At 66.5% G+C, this 25,416-nt stretch carries 19 protein-coding genes, 1 tRNA gene and 3 pseudogenes; 16 read left to right on the plus strand and 7 right to left on the minus strand.

From position 1 onward, the window contains the following. Positions 1 to 439: pseudogene (locus AB0L63_RS28960) on the plus strand (bile acid:sodium symporter family protein); the annotation flags it as partial. Between the two features lie 75 nt (positions 440 to 514). Here the strand turns inward: AB0L63_RS28960 and AB0L63_RS28965 are convergent. After that, a complete protein-coding gene (locus AB0L63_RS28965) occupies positions 515 to 889 on the minus strand; it encodes a cupin domain-containing protein (protein ID WP_364507077.1) in 375 nt (124 codons plus the stop codon). Positions 890 to 965: 76 nt separating this feature from the next. Here AB0L63_RS28965 and AB0L63_RS28970 point away from each other — a divergent pair, with 76 nt between their 5' ends. From AB0L63_RS28970 to AB0L63_RS28980, 3 genes are all read left to right on the plus strand, one after another. Continuing rightward, positions 966 to 1,436, plus strand: coding sequence for a MarR family winged helix-turn-helix transcriptional regulator (locus AB0L63_RS28970; RefSeq protein WP_364507080.1), 471 nt, complete (start codon positions 966 to 968; stop codon positions 1,434 to 1,436). 537 nt (positions 1,437 to 1,973) lie between these two features. Continuing rightward, positions 1,974 to 2,621, plus strand: coding sequence for a transglycosylase SLT domain-containing protein (locus AB0L63_RS28975; protein ID WP_364507083.1), 648 nt, complete (start codon positions 1,974 to 1,976; stop codon positions 2,619 to 2,621). 94 nt (positions 2,622 to 2,715) lie between these two features. Continuing rightward, entirely contained in the window at positions 2,716 to 3,027 is a 312-nt protein-coding gene (locus AB0L63_RS28980) for a hypothetical protein (RefSeq protein ID WP_364507086.1), read from the plus strand. Position 3,028: 1 nt separating this feature from the next. On the opposite strand, the gene AB0L63_RS28985 is transcribed toward AB0L63_RS28980, so the two are convergent. Further along, entirely contained in the window at positions 3,029 to 3,493 is a 465-nt protein-coding gene (locus AB0L63_RS28985; protein ID WP_364507089.1) for a MarR family transcriptional regulator, read from the minus strand. Positions 3,494 to 3,551: 58 nt separating this feature from the next. Here AB0L63_RS28985 and AB0L63_RS28990 point away from each other — a divergent pair, with 58 nt between their 5' ends. Next, positions 3,552 to 4,529: a pirin family protein gene (locus AB0L63_RS28990; RefSeq protein WP_364507092.1), complete on the plus strand. Its 978-nt coding sequence runs from the start codon at positions 3,552 to 3,554 to the stop codon at positions 4,527 to 4,529. Positions 4,530 to 4,663: 134 nt separating this feature from the next. Beyond that, positions 4,664 to 4,957 carry an excalibur calcium-binding domain-containing protein gene (locus tag AB0L63_RS28995; RefSeq protein ID WP_364507095.1) on the plus strand — a complete coding sequence of 98 codons (294 nt, stop codon included), beginning with the start codon at positions 4,664 to 4,666 and terminating at the stop codon, positions 4,955 to 4,957. Between the two features lie 62 nt (positions 4,958 to 5,019). On the opposite strand, the gene AB0L63_RS29000 is transcribed toward AB0L63_RS28995, so the two are convergent. After that, entirely contained in the window at positions 5,020 to 5,241 is a 222-nt protein-coding gene (locus AB0L63_RS29000) for a DUF3618 domain-containing protein (protein WP_364507098.1), read from the minus strand. Between the two features lie 187 nt (positions 5,242 to 5,428). On the opposite strand from AB0L63_RS29000, the gene bcp reads away from it, so the two are divergent. Then, positions 5,429 to 5,902: a thioredoxin-dependent thiol peroxidase gene (gene bcp, locus AB0L63_RS29005; RefSeq protein ID WP_364507101.1), complete on the plus strand. Its 474-nt coding sequence runs from the start codon at positions 5,429 to 5,431 to the stop codon at positions 5,900 to 5,902. 150 nt (positions 5,903 to 6,052) lie between these two features. On the opposite strand, the gene AB0L63_RS29010 is transcribed toward bcp, so the two are convergent. Next, positions 6,053 to 7,327, minus strand: a complete 1,275-nt coding sequence (locus tag AB0L63_RS29010) for a hypothetical protein (RefSeq protein WP_364507104.1) — start codon at positions 7,325 to 7,327, stop codon at positions 6,053 to 6,055. A gap of 272 nt (positions 7,328 to 7,599) precedes the next feature. Between AB0L63_RS29010 and AB0L63_RS29015 the strand changes: the two genes are divergently transcribed. Then, on the plus strand, positions 7,600 to 8,244 hold the full coding sequence (locus tag AB0L63_RS29015; RefSeq protein WP_364507220.1) for a TetR/AcrR family transcriptional regulator: 645 nt from the start codon (positions 7,600 to 7,602) through the stop codon (positions 8,242 to 8,244). Positions 8,245 to 8,322: 78 nt separating this feature from the next. Here the strand turns inward: AB0L63_RS29015 and AB0L63_RS29020 are convergent, their stop codons facing one another. Then, positions 8,323 to 8,754, minus strand: a complete 432-nt coding sequence (locus AB0L63_RS29020) for a holo-ACP synthase (protein WP_364507106.1) — start codon at positions 8,752 to 8,754, stop codon at positions 8,323 to 8,325. 104 nt (positions 8,755 to 8,858) lie between these two features. After that, the gene (locus AB0L63_RS29025; RefSeq protein WP_364507109.1) at positions 8,859 to 18,212 is read right to left on the minus strand and encodes a fatty acid synthase subunit beta domain-containing protein; all 9,354 of its coding nucleotides are present in this window, start codon (positions 18,210 to 18,212) and stop codon (positions 8,859 to 8,861) included. 385 nt (positions 18,213 to 18,597) lie between these two features. Here AB0L63_RS29025 and AB0L63_RS29030 point away from each other — a divergent pair. From AB0L63_RS29030 to AB0L63_RS29065, 8 genes and pseudogenes are all read left to right on the plus strand, one after another. Further along, positions 18,598 to 18,679, plus strand: a tRNA-Leu gene (locus AB0L63_RS29030). Positions 18,680 to 18,852: 173 nt separating this feature from the next. After that, complete coding sequence (locus AB0L63_RS29035; RefSeq protein WP_364507111.1) at positions 18,853 to 19,005, plus strand: hypothetical protein; 153 nt, start codon at positions 18,853 to 18,855, stop codon at positions 19,003 to 19,005. A gap of 549 nt (positions 19,006 to 19,554) precedes the next feature. After that, positions 19,555 to 20,187 (plus strand): annotated as a pseudogene (locus AB0L63_RS29040) (IS3 family transposase); the annotation flags it as partial. 53 nt (positions 20,188 to 20,240) lie between these two features. Beyond that, on the plus strand, positions 20,241 to 20,792 hold the full coding sequence (locus AB0L63_RS29045) for a redoxin domain-containing protein (protein WP_364507114.1): 552 nt from the start codon (positions 20,241 to 20,243) through the stop codon (positions 20,790 to 20,792). 2 nt (positions 20,793 to 20,794) lie between these two features. After that, the gene (locus AB0L63_RS29050) at positions 20,795 to 21,931 is read left to right on the plus strand and encodes an FAD/NAD(P)-binding oxidoreductase (RefSeq protein ID WP_364507117.1); all 1,137 of its coding nucleotides are present in this window, start codon (positions 20,795 to 20,797) and stop codon (positions 21,929 to 21,931) included. Positions 21,932 to 22,322: 391 nt separating this feature from the next. After that, positions 22,323 to 22,796 carry a hypothetical protein gene (locus AB0L63_RS29055; RefSeq protein WP_364507119.1) on the plus strand — a complete coding sequence of 158 codons (474 nt, stop codon included), beginning with the start codon at positions 22,323 to 22,325 and terminating at the stop codon, positions 22,794 to 22,796. A 122-nt stretch (positions 22,797 to 22,918) separates the two neighbouring features. Next, on the plus strand, positions 22,919 to 23,449 hold the full coding sequence (locus AB0L63_RS29060) for a hypothetical protein (protein WP_364507122.1): 531 nt from the start codon (positions 22,919 to 22,921) through the stop codon (positions 23,447 to 23,449). A gap of 84 nt (positions 23,450 to 23,533) precedes the next feature. After that, positions 23,534 to 25,052 (plus strand): annotated as a pseudogene (locus tag AB0L63_RS29065) (ISKra4 family transposase). Here the strand turns inward: AB0L63_RS29065 and AB0L63_RS29070 are convergent. Beyond that, positions 25,053 to 25,238, minus strand: coding sequence for a hypothetical protein (locus AB0L63_RS29070; RefSeq protein ID WP_364507125.1), 186 nt, complete (start codon positions 25,236 to 25,238; stop codon positions 25,053 to 25,055). It abuts the pseudogene before it with no gap. Positions 25,239 to 25,416 lie beyond the last annotated feature (178 nt).

Genomic DNA, 25,416 nt, shown 5'->3' on the forward strand with positions numbered 1-25,416 from the left:
GCTGATGCTCGTCCCGCTGGGCATCGCACTCGCGGTCAATGCCAAACTGCCCCGTGCTGCCGCGGCCGTCAAGCCCTGGTGGGACCGGCTGTCCAGTCTCGGTCTGGTGGCCGTGATCGTGCTGTTGGTGGTGGTCAACTTCCACAACGTGCTGTCGGTGTTCGGAACCCGCGCCATCTTGGCCGGACTGCTGTTCATCGCGATCGGCTATGGGTTGGGCTGGGTCCTGGGCGGCCCCGCCGCAGGCACTCGGCCGGTGCTCGGTTTAGGCACCGCCCAGCGCAACATCGCTGCAGCGCTGGTGGTCGGCGGCCAAAGCTTCACCGATCCCAGCGTGGTAGTCATGGTGGTCGTGGTGGCCATCGTCAGCCTGCTGATTCTGCTGCCGCTGTCGCGGCGGCTGGCCCGCACCGCCGCCGACGGCGGTGACGCGGGCTAGGAGGGCTATTCGGCAAGTGTCTCGGGTCGGTTGCCGGCGGTAAACACCAAGCGACTCACCCGGGGTAATGCGGCTTCAGTTGACCCAGGGCGGGTTGATGACGGTGCCGTCGGACAGCTCACCGCGGAATCCGACCGGGACCGTCACAACGAGCACGGCCGGCTCGGCGGCCGAATTCGTCAGGGCGATCATCGAATTCGCGGGCGCCACCGCGGCGTCACCGGCCACCAGCGCCTCCGCTTGGCCATCGATCGTGATCGTCACTGCCCCTTGGATGACCATGAACGCCTCCTCCCGTAGCACCTTGTGCGGCACACCTTCCGTTCCAGCCGCCACCTGGATCTGCCAGACGCACAGTTCGGCGCTGCCGGTGCCGGGGCGGATGTAGGAGGTGAATCGGGTGCCGTGCATTTCGTGGACTTCAGCATCGGCGGCGCGGGTTACCGGCATGTCTTACTCCTTCATTTGGTCAAGTTGCTTGACCACATAGTCAAGCAGCTTGCCTATCTGTGTCAAGATGTCAGTCATGTCGGATTCGAAACCCGCTTCGCCAGTGCGGCCCGGCCAGGATCTCGCGCTGATATTGCTGGCAGCGGGGGCGGCCGCCACGGATGCCATTCACGCCGGGGTGGTCGCCGCCGGGTTCACCGACGTAAGGCCGACGCACGGGTTCGCATTTGTACGGCTGGCGCCGAACGGAGCAACGGTCGGCGAATTGGCCGAGCACCTGGGCGTGACCAAACAAGCCGCCAGTCAACTGGTGGACGAAATCGTGCACAAGGGCTACGCCGAACGCAACACGCATCCCGACGATGCCCGCGCGCGACTGATCACCCTCACCGATAAGGGGTGGGCATGCACGCGCGCGGCGGATGCCGCGGCGGCGAACTTCGCCGCCCAGTGGGCGTCCATTTTGGGCGATTCTGCGGTGACCGAATTGCGTAACACTTTGACTCGCGTAGTGCCCCCTGGACGCGTCCGTCCCGCCTCATGGTGACCGAATTGAGACAAAGTGACCTGCATTACCGAGATATTTAAGTGACCTACGTCACATGAGGTTTGAGGGCAAACTCCCCGCATAGACAGCGTTTCAGGGAGTGCGACCAGGGCTTTCCAAGATCGGCAACCCCGCCCATTAACTATTCGTTTACCCCGCATTAACCCATCGTGACCAAGCTGAGATCAGGTCACAAACAGACCTGCAGTTTGGTTACACCGAGGAGCAATCCACACACAGTCGGAAAACGACCGCAAACGGCAGATGGGTTTCACCCGCCGCGGTCGCCGGAGATACCAGCGGCACCACAGTCCGCGACCGCATTCTCCCCCGCTCGACAGCGGCACCCGCCGGGAACCGACCCCGGGTGGCTCATACCGCGTCGTGCGCCAGGGCTCGCCTGGCCTTCACAACAAAACCGAAAACAGCATACGAACCGATTCAGGCGGGCTTCCCACCGGGTGCCCGTCGGAGATCCGCGCTGCTCGAACCGGGCCGGATCGCCTCTCTGGACACGATCAAGGAACTGATTTCGAAATGCTCGACAAACGCCTCTCCTCTTTCCGCCGCCCGTCGCTGCGTGACGGTGTCACCCTCGCAGTGGCCGCGGCCGGTGTCATCGCCGTCGGCACCTCCTCCATAATCGCGCTGGCCGACGACAGCGTTCCGTCGCGCATTGCCATGGTCTCCGAGCAGCAGCCCGCCCCTGCGGCCGAACTCGTGGCCGAACCCGTGGCTGCGGCCGCGCCGGTCGATGCCCCGATCATTCCCGCTCTGCCCGCGGTGCCGGAACTGCCGCCGATTCCGGGCCCGACCCCGCCGCCGGCCCCCGTCGCGGCCCCGATCGCGGCCGCGGTCTACTACGAGGACAACCTCGACGGCTGGATCCGCCAGGCCCTGGACATCATGTCCGCGCACGGCATCCCCGGTAGCTACAATGGCATCCACCGCAACATCATGCGCGAATCCAGCGGCAACCCCCATGCCATCAACCTCTGGGACTCCAACGCCGCCGCCGGCATCCCGTCCAAGGGCCTGCTCCAGGTGATCGATCCGACCTTCAACGCCTACCACGTCGAGGGCACCTCCTGGGACATCTGGGATCCGGTGGCCAACATCACCGCCGCCTGCAACTACGCGGCGCACCGCTACGGCTCGATGGACAACGTCAGCTCGGCGTACTGATCCGCGACGTCTCGACAACGCCTCCCCGCCCAACCGCGGGGAGGCGTTGTCGTAGGGTCATCGCAGACCAACCACCATCGATGTGGACTGCGCCATGACCGATTACGCCCACTCCGACCACGCTTCGAAGAGTCGCGCCGAGAAAGCACGCCGCCTCGCGGCCTATATCTGGGATCGCGGCATCACCGGGGCCGAACTGCTGGACATGCCCGCGGCGACGCTCCGGAAGCTGGCGCGCGCCGCAGCGACGAATCCGCCGAGCACCGGCGAAACCTGGACGAATGCGGCCCAGCTGCTCGACGAGAAGGACACCTGGGCCGCGAATCATCCGAATCATCCTGCGGCACAACGCAATCACACCGATGAGAAGCTGCTGTGGGTGAAGCCGCCGATCACACCGTGGTGATTCAGTAGCCGAGTTCCGTGCCGCTTTCCGCCTCGGCGACCACCTTGTCGGCCAGCGACCGCAATGCCCGCGCCTCCGCGGGTGTCATGGGATCGACGAAGATCCGGCGCACCAGTTCGACATGGTTCGGGGCCGCCGTCTCGAGCACCTTGCGCCCCTCCGCGGTGAGTTCGACCAGAATCCCCCTGGCGTCATCCTCGGCCGGGCGACGATCGACGAGTCCGCGAGACGCCATGCGCGCCAGGTGTTTCGAGAGCCTGCTCTTCTCCCAGCAGACCTCGGCGGCCAATTCCTTGGCGCGCAGGCAGCCACCGGGGGCCGTCGACAGCGGCACCAGCAGTTCATAGTCGGCGACGGAGAGGCCGTCTTGGGTCAGCCCCGCCGAGAGCGCCGCGTCCAGCCGCTGGCGCAGCCGGATAAAGGCCTGCCAGGTCTCCTGCTCGTCATCGTTCAGCCATCGAACCACGGGAATGATCCTAGCCAATGTTTGGTTGACATGGACACCAACCATTCAGGAGGCGCCCATGCCAGCCATCACTGTCGCCGACATCATGGTGCTGCCGCGACTGCCCCGCCCTACCGACGCCACGCGCGAGCGGAAGGTCGGCAGTATCACCACGGCGCATAAGCAGCGCGAAGGCGCGGGCTTCGAGGTGAGCCGCCCGTTCCCGAGCATGGATCTGCGCTCGGCCGATCCGTTCATCCTGCTGGACCAGATGGGCCCGGTCGCCTACGAGCCGTACGAGGCCAAGGGTGCGCCGTGGCATCCGCATCGCGGCTTCGAGACCGTCACCTACGTCATCGACGGCACCATGGTGCACCACGATTCCAACGGCGGCGGTGGCGTCATCAGCGAGGGCGACACCCAATGGATGACGGCCGGTTCCGGCATCCTGCACGATGAACTGCCCGCCGAGGAATTGGTCATCGCGGGCGGCTGGTTCCACGGCATCCAGCTATGGGTCAATCTGCCGCGCGCGCAGAAGATGGCCGCACCGCGCTATCAGGATCTGCGCGGCAGTGAATTGACGCTGGTCAGTTCGCACGATGGTGGCGCACTGGTGCGCATTATCGCGGGCGAGATGGGCGGCTTCGCGGGTCCGGGTTCGACCTACACCCCGATCGCCTACGCGCACGCCTCCATCACCCCGGGCGGTCAACTGGAAACCCCATGGCCGCAACGGTTTACCGCGATGGCGTACGTACTGTCCGGCAGCGGAACCGTGGGTGCCGAGCGCCGACCGATCAGTGCAGGCCAACTCGCGGTATTCGGCCCCGGCGACTCGATCACCCTCGCCGCGGATGCCTTGCAACACAACCGAACCGGCGATCTGGAGGTGTTGCTGCTCGGCGGCTTGCCGATCAAAGAGCCTATGGTGCAATATGGCCCGTTCGTCATGAACACCCGAGCCGAAATCATCCAGGCGATGGACGATTACCAGGCCGGACGCATGGGCAATATCCCGGCCGAACATCTGACGGGTAGGCGGTTGGGCGAATAACGGCGGGCGGGGCGTTGTCGCCTAATGCCCTCAATTGTTTTCCTGCGCGGTTGACAAGTACGCGGCCCGTCACAACAGTGGATGCGGCGTCTCCCCTGGACGCTATCCACCGCAGCACACAAACAGAGGAATATATGAACGTTCGCCGGCTCACCGTCAGTATTGCCGCCGCGGGACTGGCTTTCCTAGCCGCACCCGCAGCCCTAGCCATGCCCACCGGTTCTTCGGGAACGGGCTCATCCGCCGTCGATACCGGATCGGCCGCGACCGGTTCGGCGGGCCTGTCCCAGACCGGCTCGGCCGGCGGGGCATTCGCCAACTGCGATGAGGCCCGCGCGGCCGGTCGGGCGCCGCTGTTCCGCGGGGAACCGGGCTACGGCCCGCATTTGGATCCGGACGGCGACGGCTTCGCCTGCCCCACGGTCTGATATACCCCTGAAACGTAGAACACCCGGTGTGGCCGACCACACCGGGTGTTCTACGTTTCGGCTCAGCGGAAAATCTTGACCAGCACCAACCCGACGACCACCGTTGCCGCGCCGATCAGGCTGTACTTCACCTTCGGCTGGTTCAGCTTCGCCAGCACCATATGTTTGGTGTCATCGGCAATGCGCTGTGGATCGGCCCGTACGGCGATTTCGTCGAGCGTGCTCGCGAGCCGTGTCCGCGCGACCTCGATCTCCCGCTCGATTCGCTCGGTATCCCTAGCCACGTATATCCTCCTGTGTTCAATTTGCGGTACTCGCGGGTCTGTCCGTGGTTATGCAGCTGCCGCCTGGCGAGCCCGTCGCTCACACCACCAGTTCAATGTGCCGCGAAGCGCGCTCGCCGACGAGTCTAGCCAGCCGAGTTGTGTCGGTGCGGCCGCGTTGTCGGGGCGCTCGATTACCGTGCAAGACGTGACCGACAATCAACGACTCTCCCTCGGCGATCCCGCCCCCGATTTCACCCTGCCCGATGCGGACGGCGAGAACGTATCGCTGTCCGATTACCGCGACCGCAAGGTGATCGTCTACTTCTACCCCGCCGCGAGCACCCCCGGCTGCACCAAACAGGCCTGCGATTTCCGCGATAACCTCGCCGACCTCGCGGGCGCGGGCATCGAAGTCATCGGCATCTCGCCCGATAAACCCGCCAAATTGGCCAAATTCCGCGATAACGAAAAGCTCACCTTCCCGCTGCTCTCGGATCCGGACAAATCCGTCCTCACCGCATGGGGTGCTTTCGGCGAGAAGACCATGTACGGCAAGACCGTCACCGGCGTTATCCGCTCCACATTCCTGGTCGACGAAAAAGGCAAAATCGAAGTGGCACAGTACAACGTCCGCGCGACCGGCCACGTCGCAAAACTTCGTCGCGACCTGTCGGTGTAGGCCTGCTGCTCGAACCAGCGCACGACCGGTTCGCAGCCGATCCAGACCAAACCAGATCGGCTTGCGCCCAATGGGTTTCGTCCAAGTCGAACGCGCATAAAACGAAAGGTCCGGAGCCGCGGGGGCACCGGACCTCTCGAAGGTCTTCGCCTAAGTGGGCTGCAACTGCTGAGCCACCCACTGCATGAGCATGCGGAAGTGGTTGTCCCACCAGTGGTAGAACTCGGGACTGAAGGCCGGCGGGGGCGGAGCCTCACCCGGGAAAAGCATGGCGGCGTTGGGAGCACCGACCTTGGTGGTCGGCCCCGGGATTCCGGTGCCGGGGAACTGCTGAGGCAATCCGGCCGCCTCGTTTCCATGCTCGTATGCATCCGGAGCGATCAATACGGGTGGCAGCGCACCCCAGTGTTCGTTGTACTGGGGAAGGTTGTCCAGATCGAGGTCGGCCACCATCCAGTCGGAGGTGGATCCAGCAGACGTGGGCTGCCGTGCCTCTGGACGATCGAACGGGTTGATATCCGGATGTACCGAGGAGCCCGCGGTGGAGCCACTCGCCGATCTGGTGCCACCGCCGACCACGTGGGCATCCGCGGTGACCCGCGCGTCCGCGACGACCGCGCCCGTACCTCGCACCGTCACGTACGTGCCACCAGCGACCAGTCCGCCCGCCAATACGCTGGCCGCGGCGAACAGCGCCGTGTGGCCGCGCGTGCTCCGCACCCGCTCGACCGGCTCGCGTACACCCATCACATCGCTCATGGCGAACAGCGCGGCACCGACCGCCGAGGCGGAGGTGGCGATCTTGCACGGCAGCACTGGCGCGCCGAAGCCATCCATCGCCGTGGCCACCACCGGGCCGCCCGCGGCCGAGCCGATCAGTACCACCGCATCCGGCCGGACCATGGCCGCCTCGAATTGATCCCAGGCATTCGACACCGCCTCGTCGAGTGCCTCGGCGGTCGCGACGCCGGTCTGGCTCGTCGCGGCCAGCACCCGGCTGCGCTTGCCGTCGATCAGGGTGAACGCCTGATGCCCCGCGACGACCTCGCAGATGAGCAGGTCGTCGAATTCATCGAGCCAGGTCATGCCCCCCGCCACACTCAGATGTGCCGCCTTGGCCGACACCAGCGAGGCGGTATGCCACGGACCGGATGCCAATTTGGTGACGATGGCGCGCCGCTCGGCGGCATCGCGGTAGGTAACCGCCGCGCCCACGATCTCCCGCTCCGACTCCAACTCTGCGGCCAGTGTGTCCATCGCCGTCTGGACCGCGACCGCCAGGTCTGCCTTCGAGTCGCCACGAGCTTTCACCACCCGCTGCAGCAGCACCCGCTCGGGTAGCTTCTCGCCGTCGGCGAGGGCCACCGCGTGAACGGCGCCGCGTTCGGTGGAAACGCCAAGTGTTACCGCAGATCGAGCTCCCACTGATCACGCCTTCCCAGTGCAATTGCCGTGCTCACGAGCTTGCCGAAACCCCTGAGCCCCTTGGATTCCCCGGCTCGAAACGTGCGCCGAGATGCACGCACGCTCGGTTATGTGTTCGGCGCCGATTCCGCCTTGGATGGGTCATGAAATGTGACAGTTCTTAACACGCATATACCGTGCGCGTGTCGCACCTGTGTCGATACCGCTAGCCTTGATACGTGGATGTACGCACGGAGGCCAGGTCGAAGCGACGACCGGACCCTGCGTTGGACATGCAGGACGACCCGCAGGAGCTCATGCCGCGGCGCAGGCCGACTCAGGAACGCAGTAAACGCAAGTTCGATGCCCTCTTGCAGGCGTCCCGGGAATTGCTCGTCGAGGTCGGGTTCGAATCGTTCACCTGTGAAGAGGTGGCGACACGGGCCGAGGTGCCGATCGGCACGCTGTATCAGTTCTTCGCCAATAAATACGTCATCGTCTGCGAGCTGAATCGCCAAGACCTGGTTGCGGTTTCCCAGGAACTCGCCGATTTCCACGGTGAAATCCCGTCATTGGACTGGTTGCGGCATATGAACCAGTTCGTCGACCACCTGGCGAATCTGTGGATGACCGATCCGTCCCGGCGCGAAGTATGGCTGGCGATGCAGTCGACCCCATCCACCCGAGCCACCGGCGCGATCCATGAAAAGGAATTCGCCGAGCTCGTCTCGCAAATGCTGCGCCCGCTAACTCCCCGCACCCCTCGCGCGCGCCGCACCATGATGGCCGAAGTCCTGGTGCACGTCGTCTACTCGATGCTGAATTTCTCCGTCCAAGACGACCAGTCCAACACCGAAGCTGTCTCCGAACTCAAGCGCCTGATGGTCGCATACCTCATGGTCGCCGAAAAGGAATCCCGAACCGCCAGCCAGCGCTAACCCTCGGCAATCCGTATTCGAGCCGGGCACCCTGTGTCCGAGGTGCCCGCCTCGAACATAGGATGCCCGGTTCGGCTACTACGCTTCGCGACCTTCGATCAGGTCGGCGAGTTCACCCGGATCCTCGAGGACGACCATGGCGGCGGCGGTGTCGCCGTCATGGGTCAGAGATAGGTGAACCCTTACGCGGGGCAGGAATTCGGCCGCGAGGCCGTGCAATTTGATGCTCGGGCGGCCCCAGGCGTCGTTGACCACCTCGATGAGGGGGTACGGGTTGTCGCCGATCTGCGGGCGGCGCGCGAAACGCGAAGACGCCCAGGCCTTCAGCACCGCCTCTTTGGCCGCCCAGCGCGCCGCGTAACTGCGGGCCGGGTCGGTGCCCTTGCTCTGGCAGTACCGCCGCTCACCGGCGGTGAAACTCTCCCGGAGCATGGTGGTTCCGGACCGTTGCAACTGTTCGGCGAACTCGGAGATGGTCACCAAGTCCAAGCCGATACCCAGGATGGTCAATGCGTCGCCGCTCCTCAGCCTTCGAGCCCAATGGAACTCCCGAACAAAAAGTGAGAGTGCGGCCGCCGCAGCGACCGCACTCTGCACGGTAATGGCCGAAGCCGCTATGCCATAGAGCCACCGGCGTCGAGTCGCCCGAGAATCACTGCCCCGGTGCCGCAACCCGCGCCGTCGGCCCGGTAGGTGCCGGTACCGGACAAGCGAGCCTCCGGCGAGAGCAGCACGTCGGCCTCCAGCTGCCGCTTCTGCTCCGACGGCGTGCCATCGGCACCAAGGCGCCGATCCGCGGGCCGCTCGTACAGCGGGGCACCGCCGCACATGGCCTCGGTGAAGCGCTGCCGTCCGGCGAGCTGACGCTCCTGCGCCCGGCGCTGGTACTCCGCGCGCCGTCCCGGCTCGATCGCCTGGATGAACGCCTCCGGATGCACCACCGCGAGCAGACCCGAGACGTGGCCGAAGCCCAGTGAGGTCAGCAGACCAGCCTTGAGCGGGAACCGCTCACCGAAACGCAGCGGTTCGCGCGCCCAGACCAGATGCGGGTAGGCCTGCATCTTGTCATCGACGCAGTCCAGACTCCGATTCGGCGGTACGACACCGTTTTCCAGCACCTGGCACAGACCGATGAGCTGGAAGGCGGCCGCACCGCCCTTGGCATGTCCGGTCAGGCTCTTCTGCGAAACCACGAACAGCGGCGCGCCTTCGGAGCGTCCGATGGCCGTGGCCAATCGTTCGTGCAGTTCGGACTCGTTCGGGTCATTGGCCGCGGTCGAGGTGTCGTGCTTGGAGATGACCGCGATATCGTCCGGCGCCACACCGAGTTTGCTCAGTTCGGCGACGAACTTGGATTCGCGGCCTCCTCGGCCCGCACCGAGCGCGCCGAGGCCGGGCGCCGGAATGGAGGTGTGCACGCCGTCGGCGAAGGACTGCGCGAAGGCGACCACACCGAGCACCGGCAGGCCCATCTCCACCGCCACGTCGCCACGGGCGAGCAGTACGGTGCCGCCACCCTGCGATTCCACGAAGCCGCCGCGACGGCGGTCGTTGGCGCGGGAGAAGTAGCGGTCGCTGATGCCCTTGGCGCTCATGGCCGCCGAATCCGCGGTGGCCGACATGTCACCGAAGCCGACGATGCCCTCGATACCGAGATCGTCGAAGCCACCGGCGACCACCAATTCGGCCTTGCCCAAACGGATCTTGTCGACACCCTCCTCGACCGACACCGCGGCCGTCGCACAGGCCGCCACCGGATGCACCATCGCGCCGTAGCTGCCGACATAGGACTGCACCACGTGCGCGAGCGCGACGTTCGGCAGCGCCTCCTGCAGGATGTCGTTCGGGCGCGACTCGCCGAGCAGGTTGTCGATGTAGAGCGAGCGCATCGAGGACATGCCGCCCATACCGGTGCCCTGGGTGTTGGCGACCAGGCTCGGGTGCACCCAGCTCATCAGCTCGGCCGGGCTGAACCCGGAGCTGATGAACGCGTCGACGGTGCAGACGATATTCCACAGCGCGACCCGGTCCACCGAGGCCACCATATCGGCGGAGATGCCCCAGATGGTGGGATCCCAGCCGGTCGGGATCTGACCGCCGACAGTGCGCGACAGCTTGGCCTTGCGCGGCACCCGGATCTCGGTGCCCGCCTTGCGGATCACCTGCCAGTCACCCGAGTCGACGACCGGCGTGATCACCGTATGCCCCGGATCCGAGGCGTAGAAGGCGCGCGCCTCGGCCTCGCCGCCGACCGTGAAGGTCAGATCCTGGTCCAGGAAGACCGAGGTCATCAGCGGTGCGGCATTGTCGATCATGGCGCCGTCGTCCTCGTAGCGGCGCACACCGCAGCGCGCGACGACCGCATCATGGTACTTCTCGGCCAGTTCGTATTCGGGGACGTAGTCACCGGATTCGGTGTCATACCAGCCGGGCTTGGGATCGTTCTCCCAGGCCACCATGCCGGTGGCCCAGGCGAGTTCGAGCACGCCGGCGGCCGAGAGTTCGTCGGAGACCTCCATCTCGAACCGGGTGCGCGCCGAACCGTACGGGCCGAGCTCGCCGGCACCGACGATGACGACCATATCGGCGAGATCGGCGGTGACCGAACCCCATTCGGGCACCGGCAGTACCGAGCTCATGGTCGGCGGTGCGGGCAGGGCCGAAATCGTCGCCGCCGCAACGGCTTCCTCGGTCTCGGGCGTCGCCTCCTCCTGAGCCTGCTTGGCCAGTGCGGGCAGATCGAGCTTGACCCTGGCGAGTCCGCCGGTCAGGTCGATCTGCTGTGGTCCGGTCGCGGTCACCTGACGAGCCCGCGAGGTGCACCACTTGAGCAGCTCATCGGCCATCTCGGCGGTGGACCAGGTGTGCACACCGGCCTTCTCGACCGCACTCACCATCGGATCGTTGTGGCCCATGAGCCCGGTGCCGCGCACCCAGCCGATCATGGCATGTACCAGGGTGACCCGGCTGGACCACGACTTCTCGGCCCGCCACTTGGCGACCACCGCGTCGAGTGCGGCCTTGGACTCACCGTAGGCGCCGTCGCCGCCGAACATGCCGCGGTTGGGCGACCCCGGAAGCACCACATGCAGTTTCGCGTCGACATCGTGATCGGCGCCGACCCGGGACAGCCCACCGATGAGCCGCTCGACCGACCAGAGCAGCACCCGCATCTCCATTTCGGCGCGGGCGCCGGCATCGGCGAGATCACCGGCTACCCGCGGCGCCGCGAACGGCAGCAGCAGGGTCGGGGTCATCGCGTCCTTGATCTTGACCTTCGCACCGCCCGCATTGTCGACCTGCTCGCTGCCAACCCAGTCGATCAGCGCGTCGACATCCTGGTAGGACGCCATATTCGCGGACACGACCCAGAGCGCGGCGCCGTGGCGCGCATTCTCGCGGTAGAGCTTGCGGTAGAAGCCGAGCCGCTCGTCGTTGAGGCTCGACGTGGTGACCACGACCGTGGCACCGCCGCCGAGCAGACGACCGGCGGCCGCCGCCGCGATGGAACCCTTACTGGCACCGGTGATCACGGCGATATCCGAGGACCACAGGCCGATCTCTTCGGTGTCCAGCGCCGCATCGGCGATGCGCTCGTACCGTCCGGCGAGCACCGAGCGGGCCTCGTGCTTGGCCTTCTCGCGCCACCAGTTGGCCTGTGCCGCAACGGCCGCACCGGCACCGCGGAAGCCCTCCACCGATTCCTCGTCGGAGCCGATGTCATCGACCAGCCAGAGCTTGGCCAGATCCTCGCGTGCGGTCGCCCAGCGGTCGTCGATCAGCACCGCCTTGCGGGCATCGAAGGCGGGCGCGACCAAACGCGGCCAGTCCGAACCCAATTCGGTCGAGACCAGATCGACCAGGCTGTCGTCGGTGGCCTCCGGCGCGGAGGCCTGCTCGGTCAGGCCGAGCTGTTCGAGCACCACACGGGCGGCCGTGGCGAGCACGCCGTCGCGACCGGTGATCTGTTCGGTGAACTCACCCAGCGCCGCAGCGTCCACGGTGGCGCCACCACCGCCGCCCGCGCTGGGCAGCGATACTGCGAGACCGCGACGGGCCGCGACGGCCTGCACGGCTGCGTCGATGGCCGCATCGACCGACGCGGCGTCGCTCACACCGGCGACCAGCCCGCCGAGGTCGCCACCGCGCACGCTGACACCCTCGCGGGTGCCGAGCGAAACCTCGGCGGTGACGTGGTGGGCCCAGCCGTCGCCCAGCTCCCAGACCTTCTTGACCCGCTCAGCGATCGCGGCGGGCCGCTTGCCGGACGGGCCGAAGACCTTGCGCAGGTGATCGCCGATGGCATCGGAGAGCACCGAACCAAAAGGCTTGTAGGTGCGGGCAAGTCTCTCGACCGTGGCCGAGAGCGCGCCCATATCGGCGTCGGCAGCACCGTCGATCGCGCCGAGCGACAGCTCGGAACCGAGGTCGACGAGCAGCTGATTGCGCCGCGACGAGACGCCGTCGCAGAGGCCCTCGATGGTGTCGACCGGGCCGATCTGATCCAGCCGCAGCTTGGTCCACAGCGCGATGAGTATCCGGGTGGCGTCGGCGGCGGTGAACGCGATGTCATCCGGACGCGGACCACTCGAGCTCGCGACCTGGGCCGCTGCCGGCGTCGCCGCGACCGGCGTCGCCGCCGAAGCGGTTTCGACCGGCTCGTCGGCGGGTTCGTCGACCGGCGCGGGATCGGTATCGGTCGAGTAGACGATGGCGGCCTCGCGCTCGACATTCAGCACCTCGACGGTGACCGTGCCGAAAGCGGGCAGCTTCAGCGTCTGGCTGGCCAGATTCGCCACGGTCGGCGTCACGCCCAAACCGATTTCGACGAAACGCTCCACCCCGAGTCCGCCGTTGGCGGCAGCGGTGAACAGCAGGTCCTGGGTCTCGATCCAGCGCACCGGGCTGGCGAATTGCCAGGCCAGCAGTTCGATCAGCACCACTCGGCACAGCTCGGCCGGGCGTGCGGTCCAGTCGTCGAAGTCAGCGAGCACGGCGGCCAGCGGCTCCGAGGGCACCAGATCGGCGATCTCCTGAATGAAGGCGCGCTCCAGCGAGAACGGCTTGGGCACCAAGTTCGGGATGTAGCGTCCGAGCAGGATTTCCGGGTGCAGGTCCATTGGCAGCAGCTGTTCGAGCTTTTCCCGGAACTCCGGCACACCCTGGCGCAGCACGGTGGAGTGGAACGGCACATCGATGCCCGGGACCAGGATGAATGCCCGCTTGCCGCCGAATTCGGCACGGCGGCGGTCGATTTCGATCTCCAGCGCCTCGAGGCCCTTGACCGTGCCCGCGATCGCGTACTGCGAACCGCGCAGGTTCAGGTTGACGACCTCGAGGAATTCCCCGACGCTCGCGCCGACACCGGAGACGAAGTCGATGACCTCGTCATCGGGCAGCCCGATCTGCGACGGCCGGATGGCGGCCATCCGATAATCGCTGCGGCCCTGCGCATCCCGGGGGACCAGCTCGTGCATCGCGGAGCCGCGCTGGAAGACGACCTCCAGCACCGCCTCCAGCGGCAGCACACCGGCGACGGCCGCGAGCGCGTTGTATTCACCGACCGAATGTCCGGCCAGCATGGCGCCCTCGACGTAGGCACCGGCCTCACGCAGCTCGGCGACCTGGGCTACACCGAGCACCGCCATGGCGACCTGGGTGAACTGGGTCAGGTGCAGCACACCGTCCGGATGCCGGTGTTCGACACCACGCGCCTTGAGGTAGGTCGGGTTGTCCCGGACCACGGCCAGGATCGAAAAGCCCAGGGCCGCACGGGTGTGCTTATCGGCGCGATCCCAGATCTCCTTGGCCGCCTTGGAGCGGGCGCGGGCGTCCAGACCCATACCCTTGCGCTGAATGCCCTGGCCCGGGAACGCGTAGACAGTTTTCGGGGCGGCGGTACGACCGGTCGCGGTCATCACCAGATCCCCATCGGTGCGGCAGGAGACCTCCACGATCTCGCTGCCCGCGTCGACCGCGATCCGCTCGACGCGCACGTCGATCTGCGCACCCGGACGAACCATGCCCAGGAAGCGAGTCGTCCAGGCGGTCAAAGTCCGTGCCGGAGCGGAGCTTTCGGGATCCACCGCGGACACCGCGTGCTGCGCGGCGGCCGACAGCCACATGCCGTGCACGATCGGGCTGCCGAGTCCGGCCAACTTAGCGGCCGGATCGCTGGTGTGGATGGGGTTGTAGTCACCGGATACCGCGGCGAAGGCACGCATGGTGCGCGGCGCCAGGATGGTGACATCACGGCGGCGCCGACGCGGGGTGTCGGTGGCCGCATCGGAGACCACACCGGCCGCGCGCGGCGGATCGGTCAGCTCACCCGCGCCGTTGCGGCCGCGGATGGCGAAGCGTTCGGTCAGCGTCGCCAACGGGACAACATCGAGACCCTGATCGCGCATCTCACCGACGGTCACCCGCACCTCGACCACGCGTCCGAGGTCGGTGTCGACAACCTCACCCGATTCGGCGCGAACAACAAGAATGCTGGTGTCCTGCGGCAGATCGCGCTCGAGCGCGATCTGGTGATCGAGATGGACCAAATCCAGCATGCCCTCGATGACACTGTCACCATCGGCGCTGCGCGCGGCGCCGAGCACCGCAAAGACGGCGGGCCAGCATGCGCCGACCAGCACATCGGGCACGGTGCGCCCGAGCGTGCTCAGGGAACCGGGCAGGCCCGAACCGGTGACGCCCGCGTGGTCGGCGATGAGGTCCGGGGTCCAGGCAAGGTTGAGGTGTGCGACGTTGCCCTTCACCTCCGGCAGCGCCTGGCCCGCGGCGACCGCGAGCAGTGCGGACATGGCGGTGTCGGCATCGGTTTCGGTGATGACCGGCGCGCCGCCGTTGTACAGAGAGGTCGGCACGGTGATGCGCAGGCGGATGCGCACTGCGTCACCGCCGAACAGCGGCACCGTGAGCTCGACGTAGGCGTGGTCGGTGTCCGGGCCGGCGGTTTCGGTGATCGTCGCACCGGTCGGCGGATGTACGGCGCCCTTGTCGTCGACGGTCCATTCGGCGACGTCGCCGAGGCGGTGGATCGGGTTGACCGTGGTGCGGCCGGACCATTCGACATCCGGCGCGGCCAGCACCGTATCGATCGGTCCCTCGGTGACACCGGCGCCGCGGCGCGCGTCGACCGCGACCGGTGCCACGCCGGCTCGGACGAGCGAGTGAGCCGTGTCCTGTTCGAAGCGATCGAGCAATTCGCCGACCGGCTCGTCGACGCGGGTGATACCGGCGACCGCGACCGTGCCAGGAATGATGCAGACCTGATCGGCCGAGTAGCGCGGATCATGGGCCTGCCACAGCGAATCCGAACGCCACCAGCGGCGCACATCGCCGTCCACCACGGGCACGAAGTTCACCGGCTTGCCCGGGGTCTTGCACAGGCTGACGAAGAACGGCACATCCGCCGGGTGCAGCAGGGTCTGCTCGGCCGCGGGGTACTGCCGCTTCAGCGTGCACAGCGCGTCGACCGGGTTCTCGAAGGCCTCGTCGGATTCGAACAGCGTCGGGATCTCGCCGCGGTCGGCCGGATGCAGCCGGGATTCGGTACGGCGCATCATCTCCGCGAACCGGTCGCGCCACGTGATATCGAGCCAGACCGAACGGGTGGCATCCAGGATGGCGTCGCCGAGGTCGCTGCCACAGTCGAAGTCCTTGCGGCGGTCCAAGCCGACGGCCAGCTCGACATAGCGTTCCAGCCACTCGAGGTAGGTCATCGTGGCGACATCGCCGAAATACGGCTTGGCCGTGACATTCAGCGCGGCGATGATCTCATCGCGCCGCTCGGCGACCGCGCCGGCGTCACCGGCGACCTCGTCGAGCAGGCGGCCGGTGCGCGAGGCGGCATTGTCGATCTCGTGGATATCGGCGCCCAATTGGCTACGGCCGGAAGCCATTCCGCCGGTCGCGGTGCCGGCGCCGACCCAGTCCGGGGTGCCGGGGGTGTCGACGAGCAGCTGTTTGACCTCGGGTGCGGTGGTGGCCTCGAGTGTCGCCATGGCGGCGGTGCCGACCAGCACGCCATCCAACGGCATCACCGGATAGCCGTGCGGGACAGCCCATTCACCGGTCAGGTATTCGGTGGCGCGCTCCGGGGTGCCGATGCCGCCACCGACGCAGACCACCACATTGGTGCGGTTGCGCAGCTCGGCGTAGGTCTCCAGCAGCAGGTCGTCCAGGTCCTCCCAGGAGTGGTGTCCACCGGCCCGGCCGCCCTCGATGTGCATGATCACCGGGTAGTTCGGCACCTCGTCGGCGATACGCAGCACCGCGCGGATCTGGGCGACGGTACCCGGCTTGAACGCCACATGTGTAATGCCGACCTCGGTCAGCTCCGCGATCAGCGCGACGGCCTCTTCCAGCTCCGGAATGCCCGCGGTGACGACGACACCGTCGAACGGCGCGCCCGCCGCACGGGCCTTCTGCACCAGGCGCTTACCGCCGAGCTGCAGCTTCCACAGGTACGGATCGAGGAACAGCGAGTTGAACTGCACCGCGCGGCCCGGATGCAGCAGCGTCTTCAGCTCGGCCACCCGGTCGGCGAAGATCTGCTCGGTAACCTGACCACCACCGGCCAGCTCCGCCCAGTGGCCCGCATTTGCCGCCGCGGCGACGATCTTCGCATCGACGGTGGTCGGGGTCATCCCCGCAAGCAGGATCGGCGAGCGCCCCGTGAGCTTGGTGAACGCGGTCTCGACCACGACGCGTCCGCTCGGCAGGCGCACCGGTCGGGGCGCGAAGGCCGACCACGGCTTGGCCACCTCAGGCGTGGCACCTGGGGTCAGCAGGCTGCGCTGGCCCGCACGGGTCGCGGCCGCCACGATGCCGACGCCGGTGCCCTTGAGCGAGCCGCTGGTGAGCCGGCTGAGCAGATCGCCCGGGCCCAGATCGAGAATCCACTGCGCGCCGGCGGCGACGACGCCGTCGACCTCCTCCACCCAGTCGATCGGGTCGACGAGGATCTCCTTCGCCAGCGAACCCGCAAGCTCCGCATCCAGACCGCACTGGGACGCCCAACCGCTGACGATGTCGACCGTGTCGGCGAGCGCGGGGTGATGGAAGGCGACATCGACGGCCAGATCCTCGAAGACCGGCGCGAACACCGCACCACCGCGCGACTTCGCATCGCGCTCGCGGGTCTGCGCGTCATGGATCTGGGCGCAACGCCGACGCACCCGCTCCAGCTGGGTCGGCGTGCCGGAAAGCACCACGCGCCGGCGACCGTTGCGAATCGAAACCACCGCGGCCGCGGCCGGGTCGACGCCCGCGGACACCTCGGCCACCACCGTGCGCAGCTGCTCGGGGTCGACATTGGACACCGCAACCATCGACGAATGCTCGCCCACCGGCATCAGACCGCGTCGGCGGGCGACCAAACCGGCTGCGGCGCCGATCATTTGGGCGATGGCGAGCAATTCGGCGTCGCGCTGTCCACCGGCCTGCACCGAGGTCGCGGCGAGACGACCCTGCGAATGCCCGACCACCGCGACCGGCGCATGCTCGTTCGCATCCAGACCCTGTAGCCGCAGTGCGCGCACGGCGGCCACCTGCGTCAGGAATACGCCGGGCATCGAGACCACGGCCGACCGGAGCACCTGCTCCGACGGCGCTGCGGAAACCTCTGCCTCGTCGCCGTCGGCGAGCTCGTTCTCGAGCATCCAGCCGATCGGGTCGAAGCCGACCGGTCGCACGACAAGCAGTTGTGCCGCAACAGGTTCCAGCAGTGTCGCCGCTTCGTTGACCAATGCGGTCAGCTCGGGCTCCAGTGCGGCATCGCGCCCGATCTCCTCCAGCTCACCGAGCCAACGCGCACCCTGCCCACCGAAGGCCAGCGCGTAGGGCGTTTCGCCCAGCAGTCGATCCAGCAGCGGCGCCCTCGAACCCCCCTGCTGTGGCGCCCCAACCACTTTCGGGCTCTGTCCGGTTCCGGCCGCAGTGCTCTCATTGATCGTCAAGACGCTTCGACTTCCTTCTCCTGGCGACATGCCGTCGAGACACGCCGCTCCCTCGGTGCGCAGGTGTTCCTCACCAATGAGCCCTGATGACCGCAAGGATTCCAGAAAATCATGAGGAAATCCTCACGTTTGCGCCCCCGCCTTCGGCTTACCGCCGAGTATTTCCGTACATCTGTACCAGAATGTCCAGAAACATGACCCTCCCTCATATTTAAACCCGCTGGTCTATCCGGTTACCAACGCGTACTAAACATGAGCACTCCTCATGTTGACTGTTACATAATTGTTATAATCCCAGGTGGGGTTACCGGCGAGTACGACATGCCCGGGGTGCGCTTCGCGATCTCGGTCAGGCCCGGTAGAGTTTGGACGGTCGTACCATCAAGCGCGAGTGGCGAAATTGGCAGACGCGCCAGATTTAGGTTCTGGTGTCCACGGACGTAGGGGTTCAAGTCCCCTCTCGCGCACAGATTCCCGGCAGATTTGCCGGATTTGCATGCCGTGTGTTCGAGCGCACTCGAACACACAGAGGTGACCAGGGAAAAATGCGCACCCACCTGCGACAACTTCTGACAGATCCGCCAGGATCGACCATCGATGACCCTGCCCGGCCGGACACGGGAAACGATCGGGGCCGCCGATGATTCCCCCGCTCGTTCTCCCGCAGGCACCACTGGAACAGCTGATCCGCGGTCCGCTGCCGGGCCCGCCGGAACCGGCGTCCATCCCCGACGACGACATCCTGTGCGGCATATCAACGCTCGGCGAGGCCGGCAGAGTCCTCGACCAGTGACAGCTGCATTCCAGTGACAGCTGTAGGTGCCGGGCGGGGTGTGAACAAGCGGTAAGTGTCGGCAGCGGTGCGCACGATCCCGGCCGCAGGGATCTGCACGCCTTGCGGGCCTACCCCCGTTCCTGGCGCGTCGCGCGGCGCACCACGACGACGTGCACCCGAACTGTGGCACCCGACTGCTCCCGCACTCGCGATGGTTGCGGCTCATGCGCGACGTGCGACGGCTGCTACTACGGCGAAGCCGAGGACGAACCACGTCAGCTGATCGCTAGGTCGCCGTTGCGGCGGTGTACCGGCATGTCGAGGCGCTGGCCGCGGGCGGAGCCGCCGCGTCGACATCGCCGATGGCCGACTGCAGCACCTCCGCAATGTTACTGCAGACCGTCCGCTCTGGAACTTCCTGCACCACTGGAATTTTCACTTACTCGTCGGTCAGTCGCGAGCCAACGAAGTTGATAGGTGGGTTATCCACGACACGGCCATGCCGCATCTTCTAGATCGCCTATGGCGGCATTCGAGAGTTCACCGTTTGGCGTGGATCTCGAGCTCACCGCGGGCGAGAACCGGGTAGCCAGATTATGTTCACAGCAACGCATCTTCAGCGTGTTCGCCAAGAAACGCGGGTTGAACCGCAACCCTGGCCCACCGGTCCACGACGACCTCGTCGGACGCAGATTCACCGCACAAGCCCCGGACACCGTATGGCTGACCGACATCACCGAACACCACACCAGCGAGGGCAAGCTCTATCTGTGCGCGATCAAAGACGTGTTCTCCAACCGCATCGTCGGATACTCGATCGACTCCCGGATGAAAGCGTCGCTAGCGGTGTCAGCCTTGCACAACGCGGTCGCGGTCGGCTCACCAACCGCGACGGTCGTCCACTCGGACAGGGGCAGCCAATTTCGATCCCGAAAGTTCGTGAACGCGGCGTCCAACGGTTTACGTGGCTCCATAGGCCGGGTAGGGGCATGCGGTGACAACGCTGCAATGGAATCGTTCTTCGCGCTACTACAACGCAACGTCCTCGACCGCCAACGATGGAACACCCGCATCGAACTCCGATTAGCGATCGTGATCTGGATCGAGAAAACCTACCACCGCACCCGACGGAAACGCCGACTCGGCCGACTCACCCCGATCGAGTTTGAGACAATAAACCAGCCCGCGCTCGCGGCCTGAAACACCACACCCGCGAGTCAACCAAACTCAGGGCAGTCCCATTGGAGGTCGTTATGACGCTGACCATCGGAGACACCGCCCCGGAGTTCGACCGCCGCAACGTCAAGATCATCGGATTGTCGGTCGACCCGCTCGACAACCACACCCGGTGGGCACACGACATTGCTGACACTCGGGGTGCGGCACCCAACTACCCGTTGATCGCCGACACCGATTTTGCCGTGTCGAAGGCGTACAGAATGTTACCGGCCGAAACTGCCGGGGACCCGTGTGCACGCACCGCGGCCGACAACGCCACGCTGCGCAATGTGTTCGTGATCGGGCCGGACAAGAAGATCCAACTGGTGCTCGTATACCCGATGACCACGGGCCGCAACTTCGACGAGTTGCTCCGGGTGATCGACTCGCTGCAACTGACCGCTGCCCACCGCCTTGCGGCCCAATGGCAGCCAGGCGAGGAGGTGATCATCGCTGGTTCGGTCACCGACGAGGAGGCTCGCCGGATATACCCCGACGGCTGGCGAGCGCCGCGCCCGTATCTGCGTATCGTCGCGGGCCCACCGCCGACCCCCAGCCCGGCGGATCCGCACGACGGATCGGAGTGACGATGACTCGGATACTGATCTTGGGTGCCGGGTTCGGCGGCCTCGAGGTTGCCGCCCGGCTGTCCGAATTGCTCTCCGGTGGTGTCGAGGCGACCTTGATCGACGCCAATGACGCATTCGTCTTCGGCTTCTCCAAAATTGATGTGCTGCGGGGAGTTCGCACCGTCGAGGATGTGCGGCTGTCCTATGCCGGGCTGGGGATACCCGGTGTCGAGTTCCGTCAGGAGGTGATCACCGAGATCGACCCGCAGCATCGCCGAGTCCGCACCGACAACGGATACTATGAGGCCGATTTCCTCGTCGTCGCGCTCGGCGCGCAGTACGACCCGGCGGCCACCCCGGGATTCACCGAGCAGGGCTACGAGTACTACACCCTCGACGGCGCCAAACGGCTCCACGATGCCCTGCCAAGGCTCGACGGCGGCAACATCGTCATCAGTGTGCTCGGCGAACCGTACAAGTGTCCACCGGCGCCCTTCGAAGGCGCCTTCCTGCTCGAGGACTACTTTGCGGGTCGCGGCCTGCGCGACCGGGTAACGATCACCGTGACCGGCTACATGGGTGCCCCGGTGCCTGTCGCGAAGGAGGTGTCCGAGCCCCTGCTCGCACACTTGACCGAGCGCGGGATCACCTTCGTCCCGAAGCGGACAGTGTGCCGATTGGACACCGAGGGGGCAGGCGCCGAGTTCGCCGAAGGCGGCAGCATCCCGTACGACCTGTTCATCGGGATCCCGGTGCATCGGGTACCGGCGGTGGTCGCCGTGTCCGGACTCGCGCCGGACGGCTGGATTCCGGTGCAGAAGACCAATCTGGCGACCCGGTTCGACGGCGTGTACGCCATCGGAGACGTCGCTGCGGCCTACACCGCGAAGGCCGGGGTGTTCGCCGAGCGCGCCGCGCGGGTGGTCGCCGACGACATCACCGCTCACCTGCGCGGCACCCCGCCGCCGCCGCCATACGACGGGGCCGGCGACTGCTTCATCGAATTCGGTCGCGGCGAAGTCGGCAAAGTGCACGCCAACTTCCTCAGTGGACCGAAACCGACCGGCGAACTGATCGGCCCGACCACAGCGTTGGCCGCCGAGAAGGCCGAATTCGCGCGCAGCCGTCGTAGGCGCTGGTTCTGCAGCCTCGATTGACTGCGCTGCGCCCACCGTTGCCCCTCATGTGGATGCGGGCATTCCCCGCATCCACCTCTGACCGATGGACATCGGTCCCGACCGGTGCATACGCCGTTCGAGTTCGCCGCGTCAGGCCGTCCGTAGGCAACGAGGCGGCAGGTGGAACCAGCGCAGCGCCTCGAAATCGGCGCCCAGACCGGTAAGGCCATCGGCGATGGGTGTGGCTCCTCTCCAGTGACTGTTGATCATGTCTTGTGGGTGAAGGAGTCTGCGGTCGCGGCTGCTGTACCGATCGGTGATTCGGGTCTACCGGTGTTCGTTGCGGGTCGACCAGTCCGGTCGATTCATTCGGATATGTGGATGCGGGAATAGCGTTGCGATCGACCACGAGGACGGCGATGATGGCCAGATGAGTAAGGTTACCCTAACTACCGAGCTTCCGATCGCGGCGGAGGTGGCGTGCGCTCTGGCGCGCACTCCGAAGTTGTTCGCTTACGTTGTCGCGCCGATCTTTACGGTGCGGAACATCGAGATGCCGGACCGGGTGGAGCCCGGTGTCGAAGGCTCGGCTCGGATCTGGTGGTTCGGCATTGTGCCCGCGTGGAGACATCATCTACGGCTAGTGGAGCTCGAGCCGCGCCACATCTTCACCAATGAATGGGGCGGGCCGGTGCGCACGTGGAACCACAGTTTGACGTTCGAGCCGATCGGCGAGTCCCGCTGTCGTTACACCGACGAGATCGAAATCGACGGCGGCCTGCACGGTCTCGGCACCCGCGTGTTCGCGCGGCTGATGTTTCGCCACCGCCACCGCCGGTGGCGACAACTTGCGGGGATACTGGCCGCCGGTGAGTTGGACATCCGATTGTCGCAGCCGACCTGAGCGGGGTGTAGCTCGATCGTATAGCTGATCATACGTTGAGCTGGTGAAACACGGTGGGGGCTGTTGTTGGGGGTGGCGGGCTTTTGTCGTCGAGTGTGGGGGTGCGGTGGTTGGAGGCGGCGATGGCATCGTGGCTCGAGGAGCTCGAACGCAGGGAGGCGTCGGCCCGGGAACGGGCCGAGGAATTGCGCCGGCGGATCGGCGAGTTGAGCGAGGAGCTGGCGGCCGAGGAGCAGCAGCTGTCGCGGTTGCAGGTCACGCGGGAGACGATGCTCGAGATCCTGTCCGGGGCACCAGATCTCGCCGGGGATGTGCGGGGTGTGGTGGGTGTCGCGGGAGACGGTGATCGAGACGCCGGTGGTGGGCAGGAGCTGCCCGGTGACGGTGGTGGATCGCGGATCGGTGTGATGCTGGTGCCGTCGCGTGAGTCGGGGACCGATGGCGTGGCGTTGCCGCAGTCCTATCGCGACATTCTGGAGATCGTCGGTGATGCGGGGCGTCCGTTGCGGGCCGGGCATGTCGCTGCCGCGCTGGGGATTTCGCAGGATCGGTCGGCGGTGGAGGCGTTACGGGCGAAGCTGAAGCGGCTGACCGCGCGGGGCTGGCTGGACGAGGCGACTCCGGGCTTGTTCACCATCGCCGGTGACAACTGAGAGAGGAGGGTCGGCGGGCTCTTCCTTCTGGGTTCAACGGTTGGGGAAGCCGTTGGACAAGCAAGTAAGTGAAGGAAGAGCCCGGTGGAACTGTATGACGCGGACTGCGATGTTGGCCCCTTTGCGGCATCGCGGGATTCGTTCGAGGCGCTGGTCGCCGAGATGGAATCGCCACAGGCGATGGGGTTCACGCATGATCGGCTCGAAGAGCTGATCGAGGTGTCGGGCCGGGAGGTGTTGCGGTGCATGCCTGCTGCAGGACCACCTCGATCTGCGGGCCGCCCGCGAGGAAGCCGACCTGGCCGCCCGGTTGCAGGCCGGACAGCGTCCCGCGGGACGAAACCGCCTCGAGCGCGGGCATACCCGAGACCTGGCGACAGTGGTGGGCACGGTGACCGTGCGTCGCTGCGCATTACGCGCACCGGGCGAGGCGAACATTTACCCGGCCGACGCCGCGCTTTCGCTGCCGACCGGCCGCCACAGCCACGGCCTGCGCCGTCGAGCTGCGCTCGAGGCGGTGCGGTCTTCCTACGACACGACGAAATCCGCGATCGAGGCCCGTTGCGGCCCGGTGGCCGGGAAACGGCAGCTCGAAGGGCTCGTGGCTGCCGCGGCGGTCGATATCGACGACTTCTACGCCGCGAAGATCCCGGTCCCGGCGTCCGCGGACACGTTGCTGGTGCTGTCGGCGGACGCCAAGGGCATCGTCATGCGCCCCGAGGGGCTGCGCGAGGCCACCCGCGCCGCGGCCGCGAGCGCCACCGCGGTATTCCGGACCCGGCTCGCTTCGGGTGAGAAACCCAACCGCAAGCGGATGGCCACCCTCGCGGCGGTCTACGACGCCGAACCCGCACCGCGGCGCCCGCACGACGTGATCGCCGTCCCGGGCGGGCCCCGCCGCGGTGACCGTCCACCCCGCCGGGGCCCACGCGCTACCGGCAAATGGCTGACCGGATCGGTCACCCAGACCCCGGCCCAGGTCATCGCCGCTGCGTTCGACCACGCCGAAGCCCGTGACCCCGTCCACGCACGGACCTGGATCGTGCTCGTCGACGGCGCCTGGCACCAGATCGACACCATCCAAGCCGAAGCCGCCCGCCGCCACATCGGCATTCACATCGTGTGCGACCTGATCCACACGATCGAATACACATGGCGCGCCGCGTGGTGCTTCTACACCGCCGGCGACTCGGCCGCCGAGGACTGGGTCGCCACACAAGTGCTCGGGCTGCTCGCCGGCCGTGTCCATGCCGTCGCCGACGTGATCGAAACCCAAGCCGACGCAACAGGACTCGCCGACGATCAGCGGCGAGGCGCCGACGACGCGGTCCGCTACCTCCGCGGTCACGCCGACTACCTGCGCTACGACTACGCCCTCGAGCACGGCTGGCCGATCGCCACAGGAGTCATCGAAGGAGCAATCCGGCACACCATCGGCGACCGCCTCGAAATCAGCGGTGCCAGATGGGGATTGGACGGAGCCGAGGCCGTTCTCACCCTCAGAGCACTGATCCAGAACGGCGACTTCCCCAGCTACTGGGCATTTCACCTCGCCCGCGAACACCAACGCGTCCACCCCGACGACCACCAGCTCGCAGCGTGATCAACAAGTCACTGGAGAAGAGCTGCACCCATCGGCGATCCCATCGTCGCGGCCGGCGAGAATTGCACGCGCATCGGCGAGATGCTCGGCCAGCGCCGCCTCGCCCCCGCCGCGAGCCACCCACAGCACGCCGAGATCCTTCGCAAGGTCAGGTCTGCACTGCTCGAAGTAGAACTCGCCGGCCAACCACACGTTATCGAGCGCGCTGTGGGCGAAGCCTCGACCGCCGCCTACGTCCGGCCAGGGCGTCTTGGCGAAATCGAAACCCCCCCAACGGAAAAGCGAGTGATCAGACAGTAGGGGACCTAGTGTGTTGTACCTCGGTCGCATCGCCCCACACACCGGGACCGGGCAGCTGCATGGT

Source organism: Nocardia sp. NPDC051990 (assembly GCF_040680755.1).
GTDB lineage: Bacteria > Actinomycetota > Actinomycetes > Mycobacteriales > Mycobacteriaceae > Nocardia.